Raw genomic sequence first — 20,491 nt, 5'->3', positions numbered from 1 at the left:
TAAGTCTGGATTTTAGTAAGTTTAATTTCATGTGCTGCTTACGGCAGTAGCTTCCAGGTTTTTAGTTCGCCTTTTATCACCACCATAATTTTATTGGTTACCATTTTATTGAGGATCACCTTAGCGCCTATCCACAACAGGCTTTTGGTAAGCCACCCTAGATCTGCTACATTGAGCATAATGGTTTGAGCCCGATTTTTTAATCCATCACTAAAACGGTCTATATCCTGTTCTTTAATAGTGGGCCAGTTGTTGCCCGAACTAAATTTAATATCCGGGAATTTGATATCTTCTTCAAATACAGGGATGATCTGGTAACTATCACTTTGGGTTGATTTAAATTTGGCTTTGTCGGCATTAGCATAGCCATCTTTAAAAATAGGGTTGGTGGTAAGTGCTTTGGCTGGTATGGTAAAGTAATCGCGCAAAAAGATCTTACAATTGTGCCGGCCTAAAAAGAAATCATGCACCCTGAATTCTTTATTTAAAAAACCGCTAAATCCGCTCAGCGCACCGCAGGCTATGGCTTGCTCGCCGGTTAGGTCTGTCGATTTGCCATCGGGCGTATCTACGCGGCGCGATGGCGTGATCAGGTACTGACCTGCGCAATCCTCGTCCATAGCGTCTTTAATATTAACAGCCTTTGAGCGCATTTGCGATAGCATAGATGACAACGTTAAACCTACTACGTTTGATATAGACCTTGACTGTGAAATTGGCGTGGGCGCCTGGGTAGGGAAAGGTTCAATCATCAGCACAGTTGAAACAAACTTGTTAAAGTTGTTGTAGTCCACATCGGGCTGACCGGTAAGATCGTCCAAAACACTTCTGACTTTATCAAAAGGTTCGTTATTGATCATGCCGCCATCAACGTTGAGAGTTTGGTATGCACCGGCATCAATAGGGGTATTAACCAGGTAATTGCTTAACCATGGGTTATTGTTAACATATTGGGCATCGCGTTTAACTATCCTTGATTGCAATCCAACCGGAAAGGCGCCGGTGGCCATTGCAGCGTCGGCGGCTATATCCGTATTAATATTATTTTTCAGGTCAAGCGGCATCCAGCCGTTATTATGCCCGGCAATGGCGTTTTCTGTAAGTTCAAAGCATGCGTAATCATTATGGATGCGCATGTTATATTTGGTACGCTGCGGCGATGACGAATTAAACGGAACATTGTAGGCGTAGCCCTGCAGGTTTGTAAGCGTGGTAAAGATCTTTAAACCGGGTTTAATATAAGCGGGCAGCGGCTGCCATTGTTTTGGATCGGCAGCAACTACGCGTTTGGCAACATCATTAATAAAATCAGAATTAAGTGCCGATATTACACCCGAGCTTTTGATGTCGCTGGTATCCAGCATTTTTGTGAACATATCAGCCTGCACAAGGTCAACCCAGGAGTGGTAGAGCTTGTTTTCGGGATGTTCGGTTAAAAGATCTCCTGATGGCTTGTCGATATGGGTTATCGGGTTGTTAAGGGAGGATGCGGCCATGATACTGGTCATACCGCCTGCCGACGCGCCGCCCATTACCGGGATCTGCACCCTGTGCGATGGGACACCGGGTTCATTGCGATGCTTTTCCCATTCTGCTAATGCCTGAAGCAGGTAATCAATAACGCCTGCTGTATAGGCTCCGGCAGATACGGCGCCGGCCATACAAAGTCCTACATAAAATACTTGCTGATCTGAAGTTTTATCTGCTGCCATGAGATAGATATTAGGTTGGGTTGTTAAATTTAAAAAAAAGGATCGTACAAAATGATACGTGAAACTACGCGAGTTGATAGCGGGTTTTACCCGATCACATGGCTTTATGGGCTTTTTGAGGTTTGGGGTGTTCCCTTGGTTTAAGTTCCCGGTCAATGATCTGCCTTTCAAAGTCTTTTTCGTCTTCACGGTTAGTTTTAACTATCCATATCATTAATGCTATTAACAGGGTTGTCACAATGGCTACTATGAAATAATTGATCTGCATGTTTATATATTTGGTTAGCTCAATTTACTCCGGCTGTATTAACTGGCGATTAAATTTGAGTGTGAAATAAAATCAGCCAGGAACCCTGATTTCATGATTGGATAGGATCTAATAAAAAAATATACAATGCAGGCCCATCTAACCGCCATTACTCTTGCAGTTAAAGATCTTGACGAGGTCAAGGCATTTTATACCGGGAAATTCGGATGGCAGATGCTTGCCGAAAACGAAAAGGTAATAATGTTAAAGCTTGATAATTTGGTGCTTACCCTGTGCAGTGAGCTGCTTTTTTCAAAGTACACAAATATAAGCAATAATGCCGGAAGCAATCGTTTTTATCTTACTATAAATCTGGCTTCAAAAGCTGATGTTGAAACCAAAATAGCCCAATTGAGGTTGGCAGAAGTACAAATCCTGAAGCATCCGGCTGAAACTTTCTGGGGCGGTTATGCCGGTTTTATTGCCGACCCTGAAGGGAATTGCTGGGAGATCTGTTATAATCCGTATGTTGAAAATTAATAAATGCTTTAAATCTATAGTTGTACATGAATATGGTCGTCATGCCTTACTGCACGGCATCCGTGAAATCGTAGCTTTGGTGTTTGGATGCCCAGACGATTTTTTAAATGAGGTTCGATAAATATTTTTTTGATGACATTTTTCGATGCAAAGAGGGTTACAAGTGCCTTTGTTCGTAAACTGTCAAAAGTAAAATTAACTTTATTGCTCTGGGGAACCATTTTAGTCAAAAAGCTGTACTGCCAATAACCCTTTATCAGGCAAGCCTGTGTTGTGTTGATTTCCCCGGCGCGCGGCTCTTCACTAATTCCGTATCCGATTGGCGAAGGTGTTTTATCGGTTTCTGAGCCTGTTTTGTTATCAATATAAAAAAATGCGAGATCGAGTTTTTTACCATCGTTATGACTCAGGTGGGGCATAAGCGGAAACCCATTAATGAACGGAAAGCTCGCGTCAAGATAATTCAGGGTACTTCCCGGATACTTATCGTTCATTTCGGCGGCTACGGCAAATGCAGCCTGCTTAAGTTGCGGGCGAACATAATTATGGTTGAACAGGCAGGTTAGCCGGTTTAGCGGCTTTAAATGATTGATTTGGGAGAAGGGGAGCGGCACCCTGCCCGAAAGCCTGGCAAGCGGAGGTACAATTAAAAAAGTGGTAAGGCAATATAACACCATAAAAACTGCAGCCTTGGTGATTTGCCGGTAATATTTATTATTTACGGTTTTGTTGATTAGTTTATGCAGGCTAATTGAAATGAGATAAACCAGCCCACCAATTTGTGTAAAAACAGTGAGCAGGCAAAACAATAAAACGATGATTATGGGTTTTACTATTTTCAATCGGGATTTAAATTTCAATTTAACGGTATCGTAAACCAAAAGGTACTGCCTTTATCTACTTCGCTTTCAACCCCCATTTCGCCGCCGTGAAGCTCAATGATCTCCGCGCTGATATACAAGCCAAGTCCAAGCCCTGAGTATTGAATACCCGAGGTATCAACCCGGTAGTAGCGTTCAAATAAATGCGGGATATTCTCCGGCGGGATCCCCCGGCCAAAATCCTGTACCGATATTTTGGCCATGTTGTCCTGTTTACTGATATTGATGACAATCCGGTTGCTGTCGGGTGCATATTTAACCGCATTGTTTACAAAATTAACAACAACCTGGTCTATCCGTTGTCTGTCGGCGTATAGTTCCAGATCGGTGTCACCTGTAAGTTCAAGTTCATGTGTACCTGCAAGCCTCACGTGGTCGCAGCACTCATTGATCATTTGGGCTGCCAAAAAACGTGTTTTATGAAGTGCAAGCTGCCCCGCGGTAATTTTTGAAACATTAAGCAAGCTATCAACCAGTTGCTGCATTTTATTCAGGCTGCTATTGCCGCGGCTAATAAACTGGGGGATCTTATCAGATGAGGGATCAACCTTGATCAACCTGTCCAGCAATTGCATCGATGCTTTGATCGATGTCATTGGCGTTTTTAGCTCATGGCTGGCAACGCTGATAAAATCGTCTTTTTGCTGCTGCAAATGTTTAAACTCGGTAATATCAAGCAAGGTGCCCAGTATACGCAACGGTTTGTTTATTGAGCCATAATAAACCTTACCCTGCGTCCTGATCCAGCGTATAGAGCCGTTTGGCCAGATGATCCTCGCTTCATAAAACAGTTTTCCGGTAGTAAGAGCTGTTTTATGGGCATTATTGCGTAGTTCAAGGTCATCGGGATGCAGTGCTTTCAAAAATAAATCGCGGGGGGCATCACGCCCAACTCCAAAAATAATGTTAAACCTTTCAGATGTAAGTATCTCGTCGGTAACGAGGTCAAGATCAAAGGTGCCGATTTCAGCAGCTTCAACGGCCAGCCTGGCCCTTTCTTCGGCTTCCTCAATTTTGCGGCGTGCAAAAACTTTTTCAGTTACATCAATGGCAATTACCATAATAGCGCTTATCTCGCCGTCAAACCCTTTAACAGGCTCATAAACAAAATCAATAAATACCATTTCGGGTACGCCATTGCGTACAAGCAGCAGTTTATGCTCCTTGGCGGTAATCGGTTGCCCTGTTTCAATAACATTATCCATTACGGGGGCATACAATTCGGCCGTTTCGGGGATGGCTTCCCAAACGCCCCTGTTTTCCATTTCTGCACGTTTACGGCCTACCAGCTCAAGATACGAGTCATTCACTACTTCAATTACCAGGTTATCACTGTTTATAATGCAAATGCCCACGGGGGCTTGCCTCACCATGTTATACAAGGTATGCCTGCTCTCTTCCATGGCCTGTCGAGCATGTTCAATTTCGGTAACATCGGTCGAGAAACAAATAACGCCAACTATCTTACCGCGCGAGTTACGTACAGCCTGGTAAGTAAACTTGTAATAATTAATTTGCCGTTTGCCGTTAATTATAAATTCGGCAGGTGCATTGTTGCCGTGATAAGTTTCGCCGGTACGGTATACTTCGCTTATGAGGCTGCTGAACGGCTGGCCCTGAAGGTCGGGCAGCGCCTCGTCAAATGGTTTCCCAATTATCGATTTGTCTTTTCCCCATGCTTTCAAGGTAGCATCATTGGCTATGGCAATGAGCTTATCCGGCCCCATACACATATACACCGGAAAAGGCGAGGCCTCAATAATGCTTCGGAAAAAGTTTTCAGTCGGTTCCAAGTTATGGCGTGGTTTTAATCGGTGAAAGATGCTCTCAAAAATAAAAATATTTTCGTACAGATTTAAATATGCAGGACAGGTTCTGCTATGGTTTATTGATAATTAAAGAATTATCTGAACAGATTTTCAGATTAATTGCAGATCTGCTCAAAAAGTGCAAAAAATGACCTTTATAGGCGAAAGGCACCAGCCTGCTGTATGGCCGGGTTGCTTGGTGTGATAGGCATATTTTTTTGATCAAAGCCTGCCCACATTTGATCAAAAAAATATCACAAATGAAAAATAAATTTTTATTGGCATGCATAGTAGGGTTATTATCTGCCAGCACCATGTATGGCCGTCCGGCCGCCGAAACAGGATACGCCAGCGTGATCCGCGACTTCATTGACAGCCACATGACCTCCAACTTTAAAAAATTAAAATCAATCATGAGCGATAATTCCGTATTAAAGTTACCCCGTGGTGAAAAGGTACTTGTACAGGAAAAAGACGACCTGGTAAGCATGATGAAAAAGGATGCCGGGACCCAGCAAAATTGCCAGTCGAATTACGAAGTGCTTGCCAAAAGCGATGCCATGGTAATTGCACGGGTTGATTTTAACTACGAAAACTGCACGCAGCATGATTACCTCATCATCGAGAAAAATGACCGGCACGACTGGAAAATTACACAGGTTTGCAAAATGTTTGAGGACATAAAAACGCCTTTAAACAATGGCAATTCTGTTGTAGCCAAAAATTAAAATTTACTCCCGTAACTGATAATAATTAATCACCCTATTGGGGTGATTTTTTTTATTTTAATTAGCTTTAATTTAACTTTTTAATTGTACCCCCATACAGGTAATTTAATTTACGTTTTTAATTGAATAAGCTATCGCGTTTCCCCGTTTTTCTGATTTTGTGTTTCCTTGCAGGTATGCTGTTGTTTACAAGCCAGGTCCATGCACAGAAATACATTTTTGCGCACTATGATATTGAGGATGGGCTCATCCAGTCGCAAATAAACAAGCTTTCCATGGATACCGATCATCGCCTTTGGATAGGTACCTTTGGCGGGGCCTGCCGTTTTGATGGTAAAGACTTTACCGCATATACCCGCTTAACCGGTTTGCCGGATAACTATGTTGCAACCATTTTTTCGGATAAAGGGGGCTGTACCTGGTTTGGTACCATGAACGGGCTTGCAAGGCTTTATAATGGCCGGATTGTGAAGTATAAACCAGATATACCGGTTAAACGCTCTTTTGTAGGCAACATAACCCAGGATGGAGAGGGAACTATCTGGGTTACAGCAGCCGGGATGCTGTTCAGGATAAAAAATGATAAGATGCAGCATGTCCCTATTAATGATGATCCTGATATTTTTATCACCAGTTTGGCTGTTAACAGCGCAGGTTCGTTATACGTGTCTGTTTACAAAAAAGGTATTTATCGCCTAAAAGGACAAAAATGGGAGCATGTAATTGATATTGATTCCCAATATAGTGAGCAAATTATCAAAAGGATTTTTTTCGACCGTTTTGATAAAAGCAAAACCTATCTTTTAACCCGCTCGGGTTTGTTATGCGCCAGGAATGGTATGGCTAAACCACTGGATATAAAAAATATTACGGGAAAAATAAAAGGTCAGTTATTGTGCATTGAACAGGACGCTGATGCCAATATTTGGCTGGGTACCGATAATGGAGCATATTGTATTATGAGTGATGGTGTGATCCACTATAACTCATCAAACGGACTTACCGATAACTCTGTCCCTGATATTTATTTTGATGCCGATAAAAACCTGTGGCTGGGCAGTCTTGGTAACGGTCTTTACCGCTGCGAAGGCGACCGGTATACTATTTTTGACCGCACACAAGGTATTCCCGAATCAAAAATCGTAATGTCGGTAACTGAAGACTGGAACAAAAATGTTTTAATGGGGATTGATGGTGGTGGCATTTTGCGATATGATGGAAAAAGGACCAGCGAAGTGCCCGTACCAACCGGTTCGCCATATTTAAAGGGGGTGCAAAGTTTATATACCGATAAAAACGGCACTGTTTGGATTGGTACCGGGCAAACTGGTTTATGGCAGTATGATAAAAAGGGTTTCAGACAGGTAAAAAACAGTTCATCTTTTGCTTGTAATTTTATTACTGCCGATGACAGTGGTACTATATGGCTGGGCACGTCAATGGGCTGTTTCTATTACCAAAACGGCGAGCTGAAACAATTGGAAGGTATTCCCCCTTATTCGTCCGCAATGCTTCGCCTGGGGCGCGATTCTCTTTTGATAGGCACCCAAAACGGTGTTATGCTGGCCGTAAATAAAAAAATAGTTCCGGGGTTTAAACTTAAATCATTTCCGGCTACCGCGGTTTACAGCATGATTCGATATCGCGACCTGCTGCTGGTTGGTACAGATGATAGCGGTTTATACACCTGGGATATGACAACCGGAGCGGTAAATATTTATAATGTTGATGACGGGCTCAAAGCCAATAGTATTTACAGCCTTGCTGCTGATGAACGTGGCCGCCTTTGGATGGGTACCGGCAGGGGAATTAACCGGATGCAATACGACCCTGCAAAGAAAACTTTTTGGGTAATTGATAACATAGGCTCAAAGGAACCGGTGGTAGAGGCCAACCAGAATGCCATTATGCACCGCGGACACGAGATTTGGATCAGTACCACCAAGGCTGTTATGGTGTATAATACCATGACAAAAATGGTTCCCTCGCCGCCGCCGCATGTGTTCATCAAATCGGTACAGTTGATGAAGGAGGATGGCGAAAAACGCTCTTCTATCGACCTTAATGACTGGGCTGAGCTTAAACATAATCAAAATCATTTGTCGATATCTTTTCTTGGTGTTTACCTCAAAAATCCTGACGCGGTATCTTACCAGTATAAACTGGTTGGGCTGGATAGTGCTTTTAGTTCGCCCATGCGCAATAATGTGGTCAATTATCCTTCGCTGCCGCCCGGTACATATACTTTCAAGGTAAAAGCCATAAGCCCCGACGGGCAGGTATCGCCGAAGATGGCCAGTTTCAGTTTTGTGATCATTCCGCCTTTTTATCAAACTTTTACCTTTAGGTTATTAGTCATTATATTTTTAGTTCTGCTGGGTTTCGGAGTGCAAAATTTAGTGCATCAGCGTAAAATAAAACGTCAAAAGGCAATTGAAGCCATGAAGCGGGAAGAGAAGTTAAAGATCCGCCAGCAAACAGCCGAAGATTTTCATGACGATCTGGGTAACAAATTAACCCGCATCACCGTCTTATCAGAAATACTGAATGCCAAAATAGATAAGGAGCAGGCGGATCAGCGTGGAATCGTGGATCAGATCAAGCAAAACGCGGCATCACTATACAACGGTACAAAGGATATCCTGTGGGCGCTCGACCCTAAAAGTGATAACTTATATGAAACCCTGAACCATATCCGCGAGATAGGGATAGAGGTTTTTCATGATGTACCGGTTGATTTTGAGTTTGCTGCCGTTGATGAAGATATCCAGCTGGTAAAACTGCCTATGGAATACAGCCGTAACATCACCATGATATTTAAGGAGCTATTAAATAACATCCTTAAACATGCCGATGCCGGACAGGTAGTTTTTGAGCTTGATCAGAGCGATAAAAGCGCGATAGCACTCCGGGTTACCGATGATGGTAAAGGGTTTGATAGCAGCGCAGCTCATCGCGGCCGGGGGATCAATAACATTCATGCCCGCGCAAAACGGATCAACGCATCACTGCTCATTAATTCGGAAGCAGACAAAGGCACATCAGTAACTTTAAAGTTTAGTAAAAATCAGTTAAGCAATTAAGCATGGCCCGTAACATTAAGGTAAGTATTATTGAGGATGATGAAACCCTGCGCGATGGCTATGCCTTTTTAATTGGTGCTACCGAGGGCTATGATGTGATCAGTACCTATTGTTCATATGACGAGGCTGCTAAAAAAATAGCTGCGGATAAACCCGATGTAATCCTGCTGGATATAGAGCTGCCCGGAGTTAACGGCATTGACGCTATACCCAAATTAAAAAAGCTTTTGCCCAACTGCTATATCTTAATTCTAACTGTTTACGAATCTGAAAAACAGATTTTTAACGCGCTGGCCAACGGGGCATCGGGCTATCTTACAAAAAACACCCCGTCAACCAAGATCATCGAATCGATAAAAGAAGTACGTGAAGGCGGCGGCCCTATGAGTATCAACATTGCACGCCTGGTAATCCGCTCGTTCCAAAAAAATCAGGAATCGCCGTTATCTAAACGTGAAACCCAGATCCTGGAGCTGATAGGCGAAGGTAAAAGCCGCGGCCAGATAGCTAATGAATTGTTTATTGACCTGGAAACCGTTCGGAGCCACATCAAAAACATCTACCTAAAACTCGATGTAAACTCGCGTGCCGATGCTATTAAGCTGGCAAGGCAGAATAAACTGATATAGGCTTAGAGGATGTTTGAGGGGGGCGCAGATTTTCGTATATAATTAAGTTGATGAAAAATGTTGGTGACAACACCTACGTTGGCAGCGCTAATGTCGAAAAATGTCATTGCGAGGAACGAAGCAATCGCATATTATACAGGGCGGTTACGCTTCCGTGCGATTGCTTCGTTTTTTATAATGGTGTGATTGTAGGTTGTTGATTATTAGCTTTTTTTTGATTTGTTTCGTAACATGGGCGTTGCCTGCGGCCGGGCTGTACGCTCATACTGCACAAAGCCTTAGCCACGGGCCGGTATCCGCTTCCATCCCTAACGCAGACCCATGCACCATCTCTAAAATATATCTTAGATTTCATTAAGATTTTTTCCGGGGGGGCTGATGTTACAGCAATGACATGATTAATCACTAATAGCCGTTATCGTCCGGTAATAAATGCTCCAAACCCTACTAATTCACAAATCCCCCAAATAGGGGGATACTATCCCCCTGCAGGTAAAGTACCTTTGATATGTTAAGTAGTTTTAACTGACCGGCTACTGTAAACCCGCTTCAAAAATTATCCTGTTTGCTGCCCCTGGCCAACAGGTTGGTTTCCATCATTACAATCTGGTTTCCGTTAATAGCTACTGTAAAATGAAATTGAAATATATACCTGTGTATACAGCCGACTTTGAGGGACAAATTGATTTTTATACTCAAAAATTAGGTTTCAAAATAACAGGTACAATGACATTTTACGAGGGCAGGGAAAGCACGGTGATCCAGTCGGATAAATTAAATGTGGCGTTGCTTGTAACTAATAACGATAGCAACAGTGATAAGAGTAATATTATCATTAACACTGCCGACTGTTTGAACGATTATCATGTGCTCCGTACGGCCGGCGTATTTTTTTGCAAGTCGCCTGCATATTTACCAGCCGGACTGGCAGCCGAATTTTTGGATCCGGCGGGCAACAAATTCATGTTACTGGAAGAAAGAAATTATAACGAACAATAAAATCATATCACAATGGACTATTCAAAAGTATTACGCAACAATAATAAGATTGTAAGCCGCACCGGCGGTCAGAGACAGGGGCCGCAGTATACTTCAGATTTAAGCCTTCGCTTTGTATTAAGCGGTAATGAACGTTATGATATTGGCCGCAGGCATTTGTCCATATATCCCGATTCGTTCCTGATCCTGAACAGGGGTACACAATATTCAACCGACACAGATCTTGGCCAGCAGGTACAATCATTTGCCATCAATTTTGATCAGCAGTTTTTGCAGGATTTTAAAGATTGCTGGACCTTTGACAATGACACTTTGTTAACTAAGGGCTATGGTAACGGCAAAATACAGCCGGAGTTTAATGAAACTATATATCCGTTTGCGGGCGATATCAAGTACAATGTATTTCACCTGAAACAACACCTTGACAATGGCATGCAGGATGAAATGCTGATCAACGAATACCTGCACCATACGCTCATCAATTATTTTCATATTTATAATGATGAGATCTGTAAAAAAGCCGAAAAGCTCGATTTTTTAAACCAGGGTACCAGGGTTGAGATCCTGCGGCGTCTTAACCTGGCTAAAGAGTACTTGTACAGTAATTATAACCAAAACATTAGCCTTGAAGATCTTGCCGAACATGCCTGTCTTTCGGTTAACCATTTGCTGCGCACTTTTAAGCAGGCTTTTGGTTTAACACCGCACCAGTTTTTGATCCAGCTGCGTTTAAAACGCTCACTAATGCTGCTGAAAGATACTCGTTATCCTGTAAATGAAGTAGTTGGTATGGTAGGTTTTGAATGCCCAAGTTCGTTCATCAGGTTATTCCGCACGCATTATAAGATAACACCATTAAAATACAGGCAATCAGCATGATATGAAAATGTTTTTTGTGTGCCAAGATGGTGCTTTTCACACATGTAGCACGTACTTAACACACTATGTTTGCAGTACCAGATAGTTTTTTGTTAAGGATATTTGGTCAGTTAATAGTTAATGAAAAAGTCAGTAACGCGAGGTCACTGACTTTTTGTTTTTGAGGGGTAGGAGGATGAGGAGAACATAAAAATGACATTGAATGATGGTCCTGTTAAAAAAATATGCGAAAATCAACATTTGGCTAATTAACTGTAACATTCGCAAAAAAACATCGTCTCTTAAGTTAAAACCTACTGCTATGAAATTTTTTACCATACTGGCCGTTACCGGCGGATTGTTTTTTACTTCGCTCCAGATAGAAAAGACTAACATTGCGGGCGTTAAACACAAAAACAAATGCTGCATGAACGCAAAAAAATCAAAATGCCCGCTTGCATGCAAACGGGCAAAATCAGCTAAATTGAACAGTTAAAAACGATACAGGGTTTCATCCCCTCAAAAGGCGTCCGGCGATTAAAGGGGAATCTGTTGCCGGCGCCTTTGCAGTGTTTATTAATTCAATTCAAATTTTAATAATTCTGCATCTCCTGCTTTCACTAAAACGTTTTTTGTGTTTACGTTAGTGCCTTGCAGTAACGATTTAGCATTTGCTGCTTTTTCGGCCCCCATACCAACTCTTTTCGGGTCGATAGTATACACTTTATCAGTTTCACTATAGTTAAACAGTGCCAGGTAAAAGCTGTTGCCAATTTTTTGCGTGAACTGCTCGGTTGTATCTGTTTCGGTGTTACCTTCAACCGGCCAGAAAGCTTTTCCATTTTGGACAATTTTCAAAATCTCAGGATTCTGGTACATAGCTTTTGCTCTGTCACTCCATTGCCCATGTGTCGAAAAATCATCACCGGTTATGAACGTGCCGGTAACAACTGCCGAGAGCATCCTTGCCCTGTTTGCGCCCTCGCTTTCGGTTGAAAGTACAACATGGTCGGCATCAATGTAATTATATAGGTAAGTTTGCCACCAGCCGTAATTTACGCTGTTGAGGGTATAGCGGGTATCTTTTACAGTTTTAAAAGCATCGCATGCAATGCGCCTCATATGCGCGTAACGCCCAGTTGCCAGGCTGGGGGAAATGGCCGCATAAATCAGCATCTGATCACCCAACTGGTCAATCAGATGTTCCATTCCTTTTTTATAGGCTTGCATACCGGTGGTGATTTTGGGATCATAAAAATGGCTTGATTCGGCTGCCGCATGGCCTAAAAAGTCAATCTTGATCATTTTAAAACCACAGGCTTTTAGTTTGCCAATTACATAGTCAATATGTTGCAAAGTGCCCGGATGGGTTGGATCGGTTGCACGGGCGCCATCTATGTCGTGATAGCTGTCGCCAACTTTTGTCCATGTTTCACCATAGGTGTAGTTACTTCCTAAAACTTTACGATCGGGGCCACCTTTCCATCCCCAATCGGTAAATGGGGCCCAGTACACGCCGGGTTGTAAGCCTTTTGATTTACAATAATCGGCAAATGATTTTAGCTTGCCAAAATCGCCTTCCCAGCCACCGCTGATCATGTTATCCCAAAACGAATCGAGATCAATAAACGCGGTATTGCCGTTACGGAATGCAGGGATGCTGTCGGCAAAAAAGTTAGCTACTTTAATAGCTTTGTCGTAGCTGAGTTTTTCCTGCATTACGCCCCAGCTGTTCCAGCCAATGGGGGTAGGTTTGGTCCAGTTAAAAACGTAAGGTGGTTCGGCAATACGGTTGGCTTTACCAAACTCTTCCATACCATTGCGCCAGTCGGCAAACCAACCAACAAATACTTTGGGCGATTTAACGGTATCACCGTTGATATAACCATGTGCTATCTTGTCGCGGTTTACGGCCTCTTCGGTATAACCGCCCCATATCTCAAAGGTATTGGCGCTGTCTTTTTTGGCGATGGTACGCACGCCGGTTTTCCAGATTTCGTGTTCCACAGATCCAAACACAAAACCGTTACGGCTGCTGTTATCAAAAACAGTACCTACTTCGGCGCTGGTATTGGTAAGCGGCGCTTTAAACGCTTTTGAATCATAACTGATAAAGGTATCGTTATCAAAAGGTACAAATAACGAACGGGTATCGCCGGGTATTGTCGCCATATTTCCGGCTATTGGCTCCGTATAATTTGTTTTCAGGTTTTTGCCTTCAATATAAAGTTGAACAAAAAAATAGCCTTTATGCGATGGGTAGGTATAAAACACCTGTACCATGTTTGGCAAATTATTGTCGGTTAGTGTAAAGGTATGTTTAACACCCTTGCCAAAGTCATCAGTTATCTGGTTTTTGTTATAAGTGATATGTTTATAATCCCTTGAGATAATGAACTTTCCGTTGATATAGGCTTTACTATAGCAATTGTTAAGTACAGTTTTACCGTTTTCGGTAACAGAAAAGGTGCCGTTTTTTTTGTCATAGCTAATAGTGCCGGCGGGGCTATATGAAAACGATATGCCGCCTTGTTGAGACGGCTGGATATTGGCCGATGCCGAAACAATTGCCGGCTGCCAAACGCAAAGCAAGCCGGACAATTGCACAGCAATTATAAAGCTATTAAGAAATTTTTGCATGAATTTTAGGTTATTGTCAATTTGTTATAAATAAGGCACCTCTTTCAGGGTACCTTATTTGCTTATAAGGTGTTTTTAAGCTTTAACGGCCATTATGCTTTTGATCTGTCCGTTAACTTTTATTTTAACTGTACGCGGAGTAGGGGAGGTTACCTTGTAAGCGGTTACTTTACCATCTTTCCATTTCATATCAACAGTAAAATTGCCGCGGGCTTTAAGTCCTTTTACCTGGCCCTGGACTTTCCATGCGTCGGGGATAGAAGGGATAAAATCAATGAACCCGGCATGGCTCTGGATCAGCATTTCGGCAATACCGGCTGTTGCACCAAAGTTGCCATCAATCTGAAACGGCGGACCGGCTGATAGCAAATTAGGATATACGCCGCCGCCTGCACCGTAGTTAATATCGGTTTTGATGGTTGGCTTCATCAGTTCCTTAAACAGTTTGTAAGTGCGGTTTCCGTCATGCAAACGTGCCCACCACAATATTTTGTAGGCGATAGACCAGCTTGGGCCATCGTCGCCACGTACTTCTAAAGTTTTTTTAGCGGCTTCGGCAAGTGCGGGTGTAGCTTCTGGTGTAATCTGAGATGCCGGAAATAAACCATACAGGTGCGATACGTGGCGATGCTGCGGTTCGGTTTCTTTATAATCCTCCAGCCATTCCTGGATGCGCCCATCCTTAGATATAACACCCGGCGGCGGGAGCTTTTTCACTTTAGCAGCCAGTATTTTGCTGAATGCCTCGTCTTTGCCCAATACTTTGCTTGCTGTTATCACATTGTTAAACAACTCGCGGATGATCTGATTATCGATAGTTGGACCTACGCAGATGCTGGCATGTGTGCCATCGGGCAGGTAAAAACTATTTTCGGGCGATGATGAAGGAGAAGTAACCAGCCAGCCGGTTTTAGCATCGCTGATGAGCATGCTGTTGTAAAACTGCGCTGCACCTTTCAATATCGGGTAAATTTGTTTCAGGTAATTTTTATCTCCTGTAAAATCATAGTGCTGCCACAGGTTGTCGCAAAGCCAGCCCGAACCAACTTTGCAAATCCCCCATGATGCGCTTTCACCAGGCTCGGTAAATCCCCATGGGTTGGTAATTACGTGTGCTACCCAGCCATCGGCGTTGTAATAAGCTTTGGCTGTTTTTTCGCCATGTGGCACCATCCCTTTAACCAGGTCGGCAAGGGGCAGGTTCAGTTCTGACAGGTTAGAAACTTCAACCGGCCATTGGTTCATTTCAATGTTAATATCCAGGTGATAGTCGCCGTTCCACGGGGTGTGCACTTCGTTAGCCCATAAACCTTGCAGGTTGGGTGGCAACAGGCCTACACGGGTGCTGCAGATGCTCAAATAGCGGCCAAACTGGTAAAACAGAACCGGCAGACTTTTATCGGCGTCAGGGTTGTTGCGAAAAGCGATAAGTCGTTGGTCTGTTGCTAATTTTTCGGCCTCTGAAGTGCCAAGATCAACGTTCACCCTGTTAAATAGATTTTGAAAGTTGGCGATATGCTGCTGTTTTTCCGAAGCATAAGGGCTTTTCATAGCGGACTTCAGCGCACCGTCTATTTTGCTAAGGTATTTCGGATTTTTAAAATCCGTACCTGCTGATACGTAAATGATCACCTCAGTAGCGTCTTTAATAACCAGCGAAGTAGGAGTGGTGCTTAATGAACCACCGGTTAGCTGTGCTTTTACCCTTGCTTTGTATGCAACCCCCTTACCATCTGTACCATTATCCAACTGGCCGGTAAGGTCAAGCTCATTACCTTCTACTGAAGTAACCCCACGTTCCGGGCGACTGATATTGATGCTCAGGTTAAGCATTCCCGGCTTGTCGGCGCTTAGTTTTATCACATCTACATCATTACCAAAACTGGTAAAATATTCGCGTTTGTAAGTAACACCGTTTACCTGGTAAGTAGTTTTGGCAAGCGCGTTATTTAATGATAGCTCACGCTTGTAATTATCGTACTTTACGTCTTGGCCCTCAACACCTTTGTATTGGTAGCTCAGGTTTAAATCGCCAAGCATTTGGAAGCAGCCAAAAGGCACCCCGCCCGATCCTTTACCAGTACACACAAATGATTTATCGATAATGGCCTGTGCTTCTACGTTTTTACCGGCTGCAAGCAAGCTCCTGATCTCAGGCAATTTTTTATAAGCTTCGTAATTGTTGGCATCCTGCGATGATCCCGACCACATGGTGATATCATTCAACACCACTTTTTCATTAGTAATGCCACCATCGGGCATCATCCCTAACCTTCCGTTGCCAAGTGCAAGGGTTTCTTCCCAGCGCTGTGCAGGCTGTTTGTACCAAAGTTTTAATTGTTTTGTTTGTGCGTGAGTAAACGTTGTAATACCTGTTATCATTACAGTTATTAGCAGGGGCGTTCTTTTTAGCATGTTTATGTTAATTAGGTTTTCTGTTTTATTTTATTTACCTGCGGCAATTACAGGGATTTCTTCGGCGTTTTTGTTCAGTTCCAATACTATAACATTGCTGTTTGCATCGGGTAAGGTCTGAGGCAAATCAATACTATAGCCTGTCGCATCCAGCTTATAATTTACTTTGGGTCCGCTCAGCACGTAGGCGTTGGTTATGTTAATGCCTGGCAGGTTAGGCAACGCAATTTTATTACCTTTTTTCTGAAATATATGCAAATAGAGCTTGTTTCCCTTGCGTGTAACAGCATAGTTATCATTTGGGGCAATCGGGCCGCCTTTGGTGCCATAAATACTTTCACCATACTTTTTTAGCCAGGCACCCATTTGCCGTAATGTTTCAACTTGCCTCACTTCAATGCGGCCATCAGGCATAGGTCCAACATTTAATAGTAGGTTGCCATTACCGGCGGCTGTTTTTACCAGTGTTTGGATACACTCCTGCGCGGTTTTCATTTTATCATTAGGTTTCCATGCCCATTGCTGGCAGATGGTGATGCAGCTTTCCCATGGTTCGTTCATATTCAGCTGACCGATGCGCTGTTCGGGCGTAAGGTAATCACCTACCGATTGGGCGTTCAGCTTTTCGCTTTCTTTGCCTAAGCGGTTGTTTACGATCACCTTTGGATCAATACTTTTAATGTACGAATAGATCTCCTGCCCGTCGGCATTGGTCCATGGTTTTTCCCAGTAGCCATCAAACCAAAGCAGGTGGGGATGATATTTGGTGATGAGCTCTTTTAGCTCATTCTTCATTTGCGTTTTAAAGGCCGCCATATCACCCCTAACATTCTTTGTCGAATCGTAAGGGTTATGGATAGGGTAGTTAGGGTCGTGCCAGTCGAGCACGGTATGATAGATGCAAAACAGGATACCCTGTTTTTTGCAGGCCGTAGCCAGTTCGGCAACCATATCGCGTTTATATGGTGTTTTGCTGATGTTATAGTCAGTAAAAGCGGATGGCCATAAAGCAAAGCCATCATGGTGTTTTGCCGTAATCACCAGGTATTTCATGCCTGCATCTTTGGCGGCTTTTACTATGGCATCGGCATTAAATAAAACCGGGTTAAACTCCTTGTACAGGTTATCATAGTCATCTTGCGCTACTTCTTTGTTGCGGCTCCAGCCAATTTCGGTACCTCGTAAAGTTACCGGCCCGAAGTGCACAAACATGCCGAAGCGTTTGGTCATGAAATCGTCCAAAATTGCCTTCGGTGTTTTTAAAGGAACAGCCTGCTGAGCGAAGCTAAGTTTGATTATAGAAAACAGGTAAAGGAGGATAATTGCCGGTTTTTTCATTGCGGAATTTTTGAGGTGAACATTATAGAGGCCAGTCGTTTTTATACTTTTTAAAATATGACCAGGCCGCCAGGCAGCCCGGTCATTGGGGTGTTATTATAGTAGTGCGTTATTCCAGAAGGTAAGCTCGCTCATATTGGTGTAGTTACCCTCGTTGTTTGAGTTGTGTTTGATCCTGATGCGGATGTAACGTACCGCCGGAGGATTAGGATCGAAGTTTACCTTTAATGGCGCGCTGCCGTCGTCGGTCCTTTTAATCTCTTTAAGCAGTTTCCAGCCTTTGGAAATAGATTCGGCAGTCCAGCCAGCATCATTAGCTTTCAGGGTAGTAGCAGCGTTGGTAATATCCGCAATGCCCCATACTTCAAAATCATCGGGGTTGTGACAACAGTTTCGGCCTGTCTCTTCAATAGCTACCAGGCCTTTGTAAAGTGCGCCCATATCAAAAGTAATAACTACCGGAAGAGGGCCGTTACCATCGCTATGGAAAATGTTAGGGAAACCCTGCGGGCCAACGCTGCCGTCCCAAAGCCTGTCTATGTCGGTATCGCCTTCATAAGGCTTGGCATCATTAGGCAGATATACTTTTTTGAAAAGCTTTTTATCGCAAACAGCAACAGAATTAATGGCTGGGAAATCCTCATAGTTAGCTACATAAAAGGTGTCAAGAGCATTTGCCGTTGGTTTAAAGGCCGAGATGAATTGGATCTTCGTATCCGCCTTATAGTCTGCCAGGGTAACCGACATGCTATCGGCGCTAAGTTTTCCAAAACTTTCTTTACCGGCTTTATTGGTGTATTTTATGTTTGTGAACACATTATGGGTACTGGTATCAACTTTTAGGAAATTAAGGGTAAGCTTTCCATCGGCACTGATTCCATATGGATTGGTAACATTATACCCCCTGTTTGCTAAGCCCGATTGATAAATAGGCCCATAAACTCTTACATTGTTGATATCAAGCGGAATAGAGCGGTTGCCTTTGGCATCGTACGAGAAAACAGTGAACGAATAAATGTATTCGTTCAGGTTTGGTATAACAACCGTTAAACTATCCGACGTATTGTGGTTGGTGGAATTGTAAATGATTGAATCGGCCTTATTGTTCCAGTATATCACGTAACGGGTTATGCTGGGATCGGAGCTTGGGTTCCAGGTAAGGGCGGCACGTAAATTTCCGGGACGGGAGTGGGCATTGGTTACTGTGCCCGGATACTTAACTTCATGACCGTTTAAGTATGATTCAAACTGTGTGTCTTGCTTGCTGCAACCATACAACAGGTATCCAAGCAAACAGAAAGCAGCTATTCTGACAATATTTTTCATGTTCGTTTAATCTAAATGAGTTAATACCTATTGTGGGTTACCATAAATTGAAAGTTCCATCATGTGGGCAAAGTCACCGTTTGACCATGTGTCATGCACCATAAAGCGGAAGTATTTAATAGGCGTTGAACCCGGAGGAATATTAAAGTTTACTCCCGCGGCAACAAAAGCAGCGTCGGCAGCATTGGTAAAGCCCGGTGTAAGGCCAGATGGCGGATTTGGGTAATGGTAGTTCCCGATGTTAACCCAGTCGCCAACTACAGTTCCTACAGGAGCATAATCAGGGAGCCTTACATCCTGCGGTGCGTTGACGTTTGATCCCCAGATGCTGAAATCTTTAGGGTTACCGTGTGCGTAAGCATATTGATCGGGCCTTTCCCATAAAACAAAACGGCTTAACTGTGCCGATACACCAAGACTAAAGGTAACTTGTATTGGCGCCGGTGCTCCGGGAGCTGTGTGCCAGCCGTTTGAGTAGCCGTCGGTTTTGTTATCCCATAGGTAAGGCACTTCCCAACCATAAGCTGTAGGGCTATCAGTAGGGGTTTTGTATACCGAAAACTTGCTCTTATCAAGTATCGTTTCAAATATCGGGGTGATGTTTACAATGGTAGTATCAGATATATTGCCAAATTTATCAGTTACGTATACACCAAATTTTTGTGATACCGCCGGATAGCCTCTTATAGAGTAATTAATGGTATCAACCTTGGTATAATGCTGATCGACAACCTCCAATGCCTGGGTTGATTTATCAAAGGCCAATAAAATTACACCAATGTCCTTTTGGTCGGGGTTCATAGCTTTGATGTTTACGCCGCCAAAATCAGATGTGATAGTTAATGTTGGTTTGATGAGCTTGTAAAAAGGCGTATCTGGGTGTACTTTAACTACAAGCGGATCTGACTTTACGTTAGCCCGGCTCACCGAGTAAAGTGTTACCTCATATTCCTGGCTTTTGGCAAAGCCATCAACCGTAACGGTATCTGAATAATAGCTCGATTTAGTTTGGCGTGTAGTTTTATCATTGATGCGGTACTCGGCCTGCACGTATAGCAGGTTATCTGAGTTTGGCAAATCGTAGGTAATATAAGCACCGCCGTTAAAGTTTTTAACTTTTACGTTGGTAACCACGGCAGGCTTGCTCATATCGGTCGAAACCTCTTTAACGTACCCGTCGTTTTTTTTGCATGAATTTAAGCACGCCATAAACAACGCTGCTGCAAGCACCAGTGCTGTTATCGAATAATTTTTAATGCGTTTCATAATTCTTATCTATGTTGAATT

General features: G+C 43.2%; 16 protein-coding genes. 7 read left to right on the top strand and 9 right to left on the bottom strand.

The window, feature by feature from the left end; all coding sequences use genetic code 11:
• Window positions 1-38: 38 nt before the first annotated feature.
• Window positions 39-1,712 carry a patatin-like phospholipase family protein gene (locus ABID99_RS16045; RefSeq protein ID WP_090524090.1) on the bottom strand — a complete coding sequence of 558 codons (1,674 nt, stop codon included), beginning with the start codon at window positions 1,710-1,712 and terminating at the stop codon, window positions 39-41.
• A gap of 94 nt (window positions 1,713-1,806) precedes the next feature.
• Window positions 1,807-1,980 carry a hypothetical protein gene (locus ABID99_RS16040; RefSeq protein ID WP_175489889.1) on the bottom strand — a complete coding sequence of 58 codons (174 nt, stop codon included), beginning with the start codon at window positions 1,978-1,980 and terminating at the stop codon, window positions 1,807-1,809.
• A 126-nt stretch (window positions 1,981-2,106) separates the two neighbouring features.
• On the opposite strand from ABID99_RS16040, the gene ABID99_RS16035 reads away from it, so the two are divergent.
• Complete coding sequence (locus ABID99_RS16035; RefSeq protein WP_090524093.1) at window positions 2,107-2,499, top strand: VOC family protein; 393 nt, start codon at window positions 2,107-2,109, stop codon at window positions 2,497-2,499.
• A 14-nt stretch (window positions 2,500-2,513) separates the two neighbouring features.
• On the opposite strand, the gene ABID99_RS16030 is transcribed toward ABID99_RS16035, so the two are convergent.
• Window positions 2,514-3,341 carry a hypothetical protein gene (locus ABID99_RS16030; RefSeq protein ID WP_090526152.1) on the bottom strand — a complete coding sequence of 276 codons (828 nt, stop codon included), beginning with the start codon at window positions 3,339-3,341 and terminating at the stop codon, window positions 2,514-2,516.
• 14 nt (window positions 3,342-3,355) lie between these two features.
• Window positions 3,356-5,173, bottom strand: coding sequence for an ATP-binding protein (locus ABID99_RS16025; protein ID WP_090524095.1), 1,818 nt, complete (start codon window positions 5,171-5,173; stop codon window positions 3,356-3,358).
• 275 nt (window positions 5,174-5,448) lie between these two features.
• Here ABID99_RS16025 and ABID99_RS16020 point away from each other — a divergent pair, with 275 nt between their 5' ends.
• The 6 genes from ABID99_RS16020 to ABID99_RS15995 all read left to right on the top strand — a co-directional run bounded on the left by ABID99_RS16020 (window position 5,449) and on the right by ABID99_RS15995 (window position 11,981).
• Window positions 5,449-5,916: a nuclear transport factor 2 family protein gene (locus ABID99_RS16020; RefSeq protein WP_139159908.1), complete on the top strand. Its 468-nt coding sequence runs from the start codon at window positions 5,449-5,451 to the stop codon at window positions 5,914-5,916.
• 122 nt (window positions 5,917-6,038) lie between these two features.
• Window positions 6,039-8,999 (top strand): two-component regulator propeller domain-containing protein, encoded by a 2,961-nt coding sequence (locus ABID99_RS16015; protein WP_373614336.1) that lies wholly within the window; start codon window positions 6,039-6,041, stop codon window positions 8,997-8,999.
• A 2-nt stretch (window positions 9,000-9,001) separates the two neighbouring features.
• On the top strand, window positions 9,002-9,628 hold the full coding sequence (locus ABID99_RS16010) for a response regulator (protein WP_090524105.1): 627 nt from the start codon (window positions 9,002-9,004) through the stop codon (window positions 9,626-9,628).
• 633 nt (window positions 9,629-10,261) lie between these two features.
• A complete protein-coding gene (locus ABID99_RS16005) occupies window positions 10,262-10,627 on the top strand; it encodes a VOC family protein (RefSeq protein WP_091171082.1) in 366 nt (121 codons plus the stop codon).
• Between the two features lie 12 nt (window positions 10,628-10,639).
• On the top strand, window positions 10,640-11,506 hold the full coding sequence (locus tag ABID99_RS16000; protein ID WP_373614335.1) for a helix-turn-helix transcriptional regulator: 867 nt from the start codon (window positions 10,640-10,642) through the stop codon (window positions 11,504-11,506).
• 301 nt (window positions 11,507-11,807) lie between these two features.
• Window positions 11,808-11,981 carry a hypothetical protein gene (locus ABID99_RS15995; protein WP_373614334.1) on the top strand — a complete coding sequence of 58 codons (174 nt, stop codon included), beginning with the start codon at window positions 11,808-11,810 and terminating at the stop codon, window positions 11,979-11,981.
• Between the two features lie 80 nt (window positions 11,982-12,061).
• Here the strand turns inward: ABID99_RS15995 and ABID99_RS15990 are convergent, their stop codons facing one another.
• From ABID99_RS15990 to ABID99_RS15970, 5 genes are all read right to left on the bottom strand, one after another.
• Window positions 12,062-14,125 (bottom strand): alpha-galactosidase, encoded by a 2,064-nt coding sequence (locus ABID99_RS15990; protein WP_373614333.1) that lies wholly within the window; start codon window positions 14,123-14,125, stop codon window positions 12,062-12,064.
• A 75-nt stretch (window positions 14,126-14,200) separates the two neighbouring features.
• The gene (locus ABID99_RS15985) at window positions 14,201-16,540 is read right to left on the bottom strand and encodes a glycoside hydrolase N-terminal domain-containing protein (protein ID WP_373614332.1); all 2,340 of its coding nucleotides are present in this window, start codon (window positions 16,538-16,540) and stop codon (window positions 14,201-14,203) included.
• 30 nt (window positions 16,541-16,570) lie between these two features.
• Window positions 16,571-17,878, bottom strand: a complete 1,308-nt coding sequence (locus ABID99_RS15980) for an alpha-L-fucosidase (RefSeq protein ID WP_373614331.1) — start codon at window positions 17,876-17,878, stop codon at window positions 16,571-16,573.
• Window positions 17,879-17,974: 96 nt separating this feature from the next.
• Window positions 17,975-19,204, bottom strand: coding sequence for a DUF4998 domain-containing protein (locus ABID99_RS15975; protein ID WP_373614330.1), 1,230 nt, complete (start codon window positions 19,202-19,204; stop codon window positions 17,975-17,977).
• A gap of 27 nt (window positions 19,205-19,231) precedes the next feature.
• On the bottom strand, window positions 19,232-20,470 hold the full coding sequence (locus ABID99_RS15970) for a DUF5000 domain-containing lipoprotein (RefSeq protein ID WP_175489891.1): 1,239 nt from the start codon (window positions 20,468-20,470) through the stop codon (window positions 19,232-19,234).
• Window positions 20,471-20,491 lie beyond the last annotated feature (21 nt).

Origin of the sequence: Mucilaginibacter sp. OAE612, from assembly GCF_041806395.1 — a bacterium.
Classification (GTDB): domain Bacteria; phylum Bacteroidota; class Bacteroidia; order Sphingobacteriales; family Sphingobacteriaceae; genus Mucilaginibacter; species Mucilaginibacter rubeus.
The sequence above is the reverse complement of the archived record's forward strand: the minus strand, read 5'-3'. Positions and strand labels throughout refer to the sequence as shown.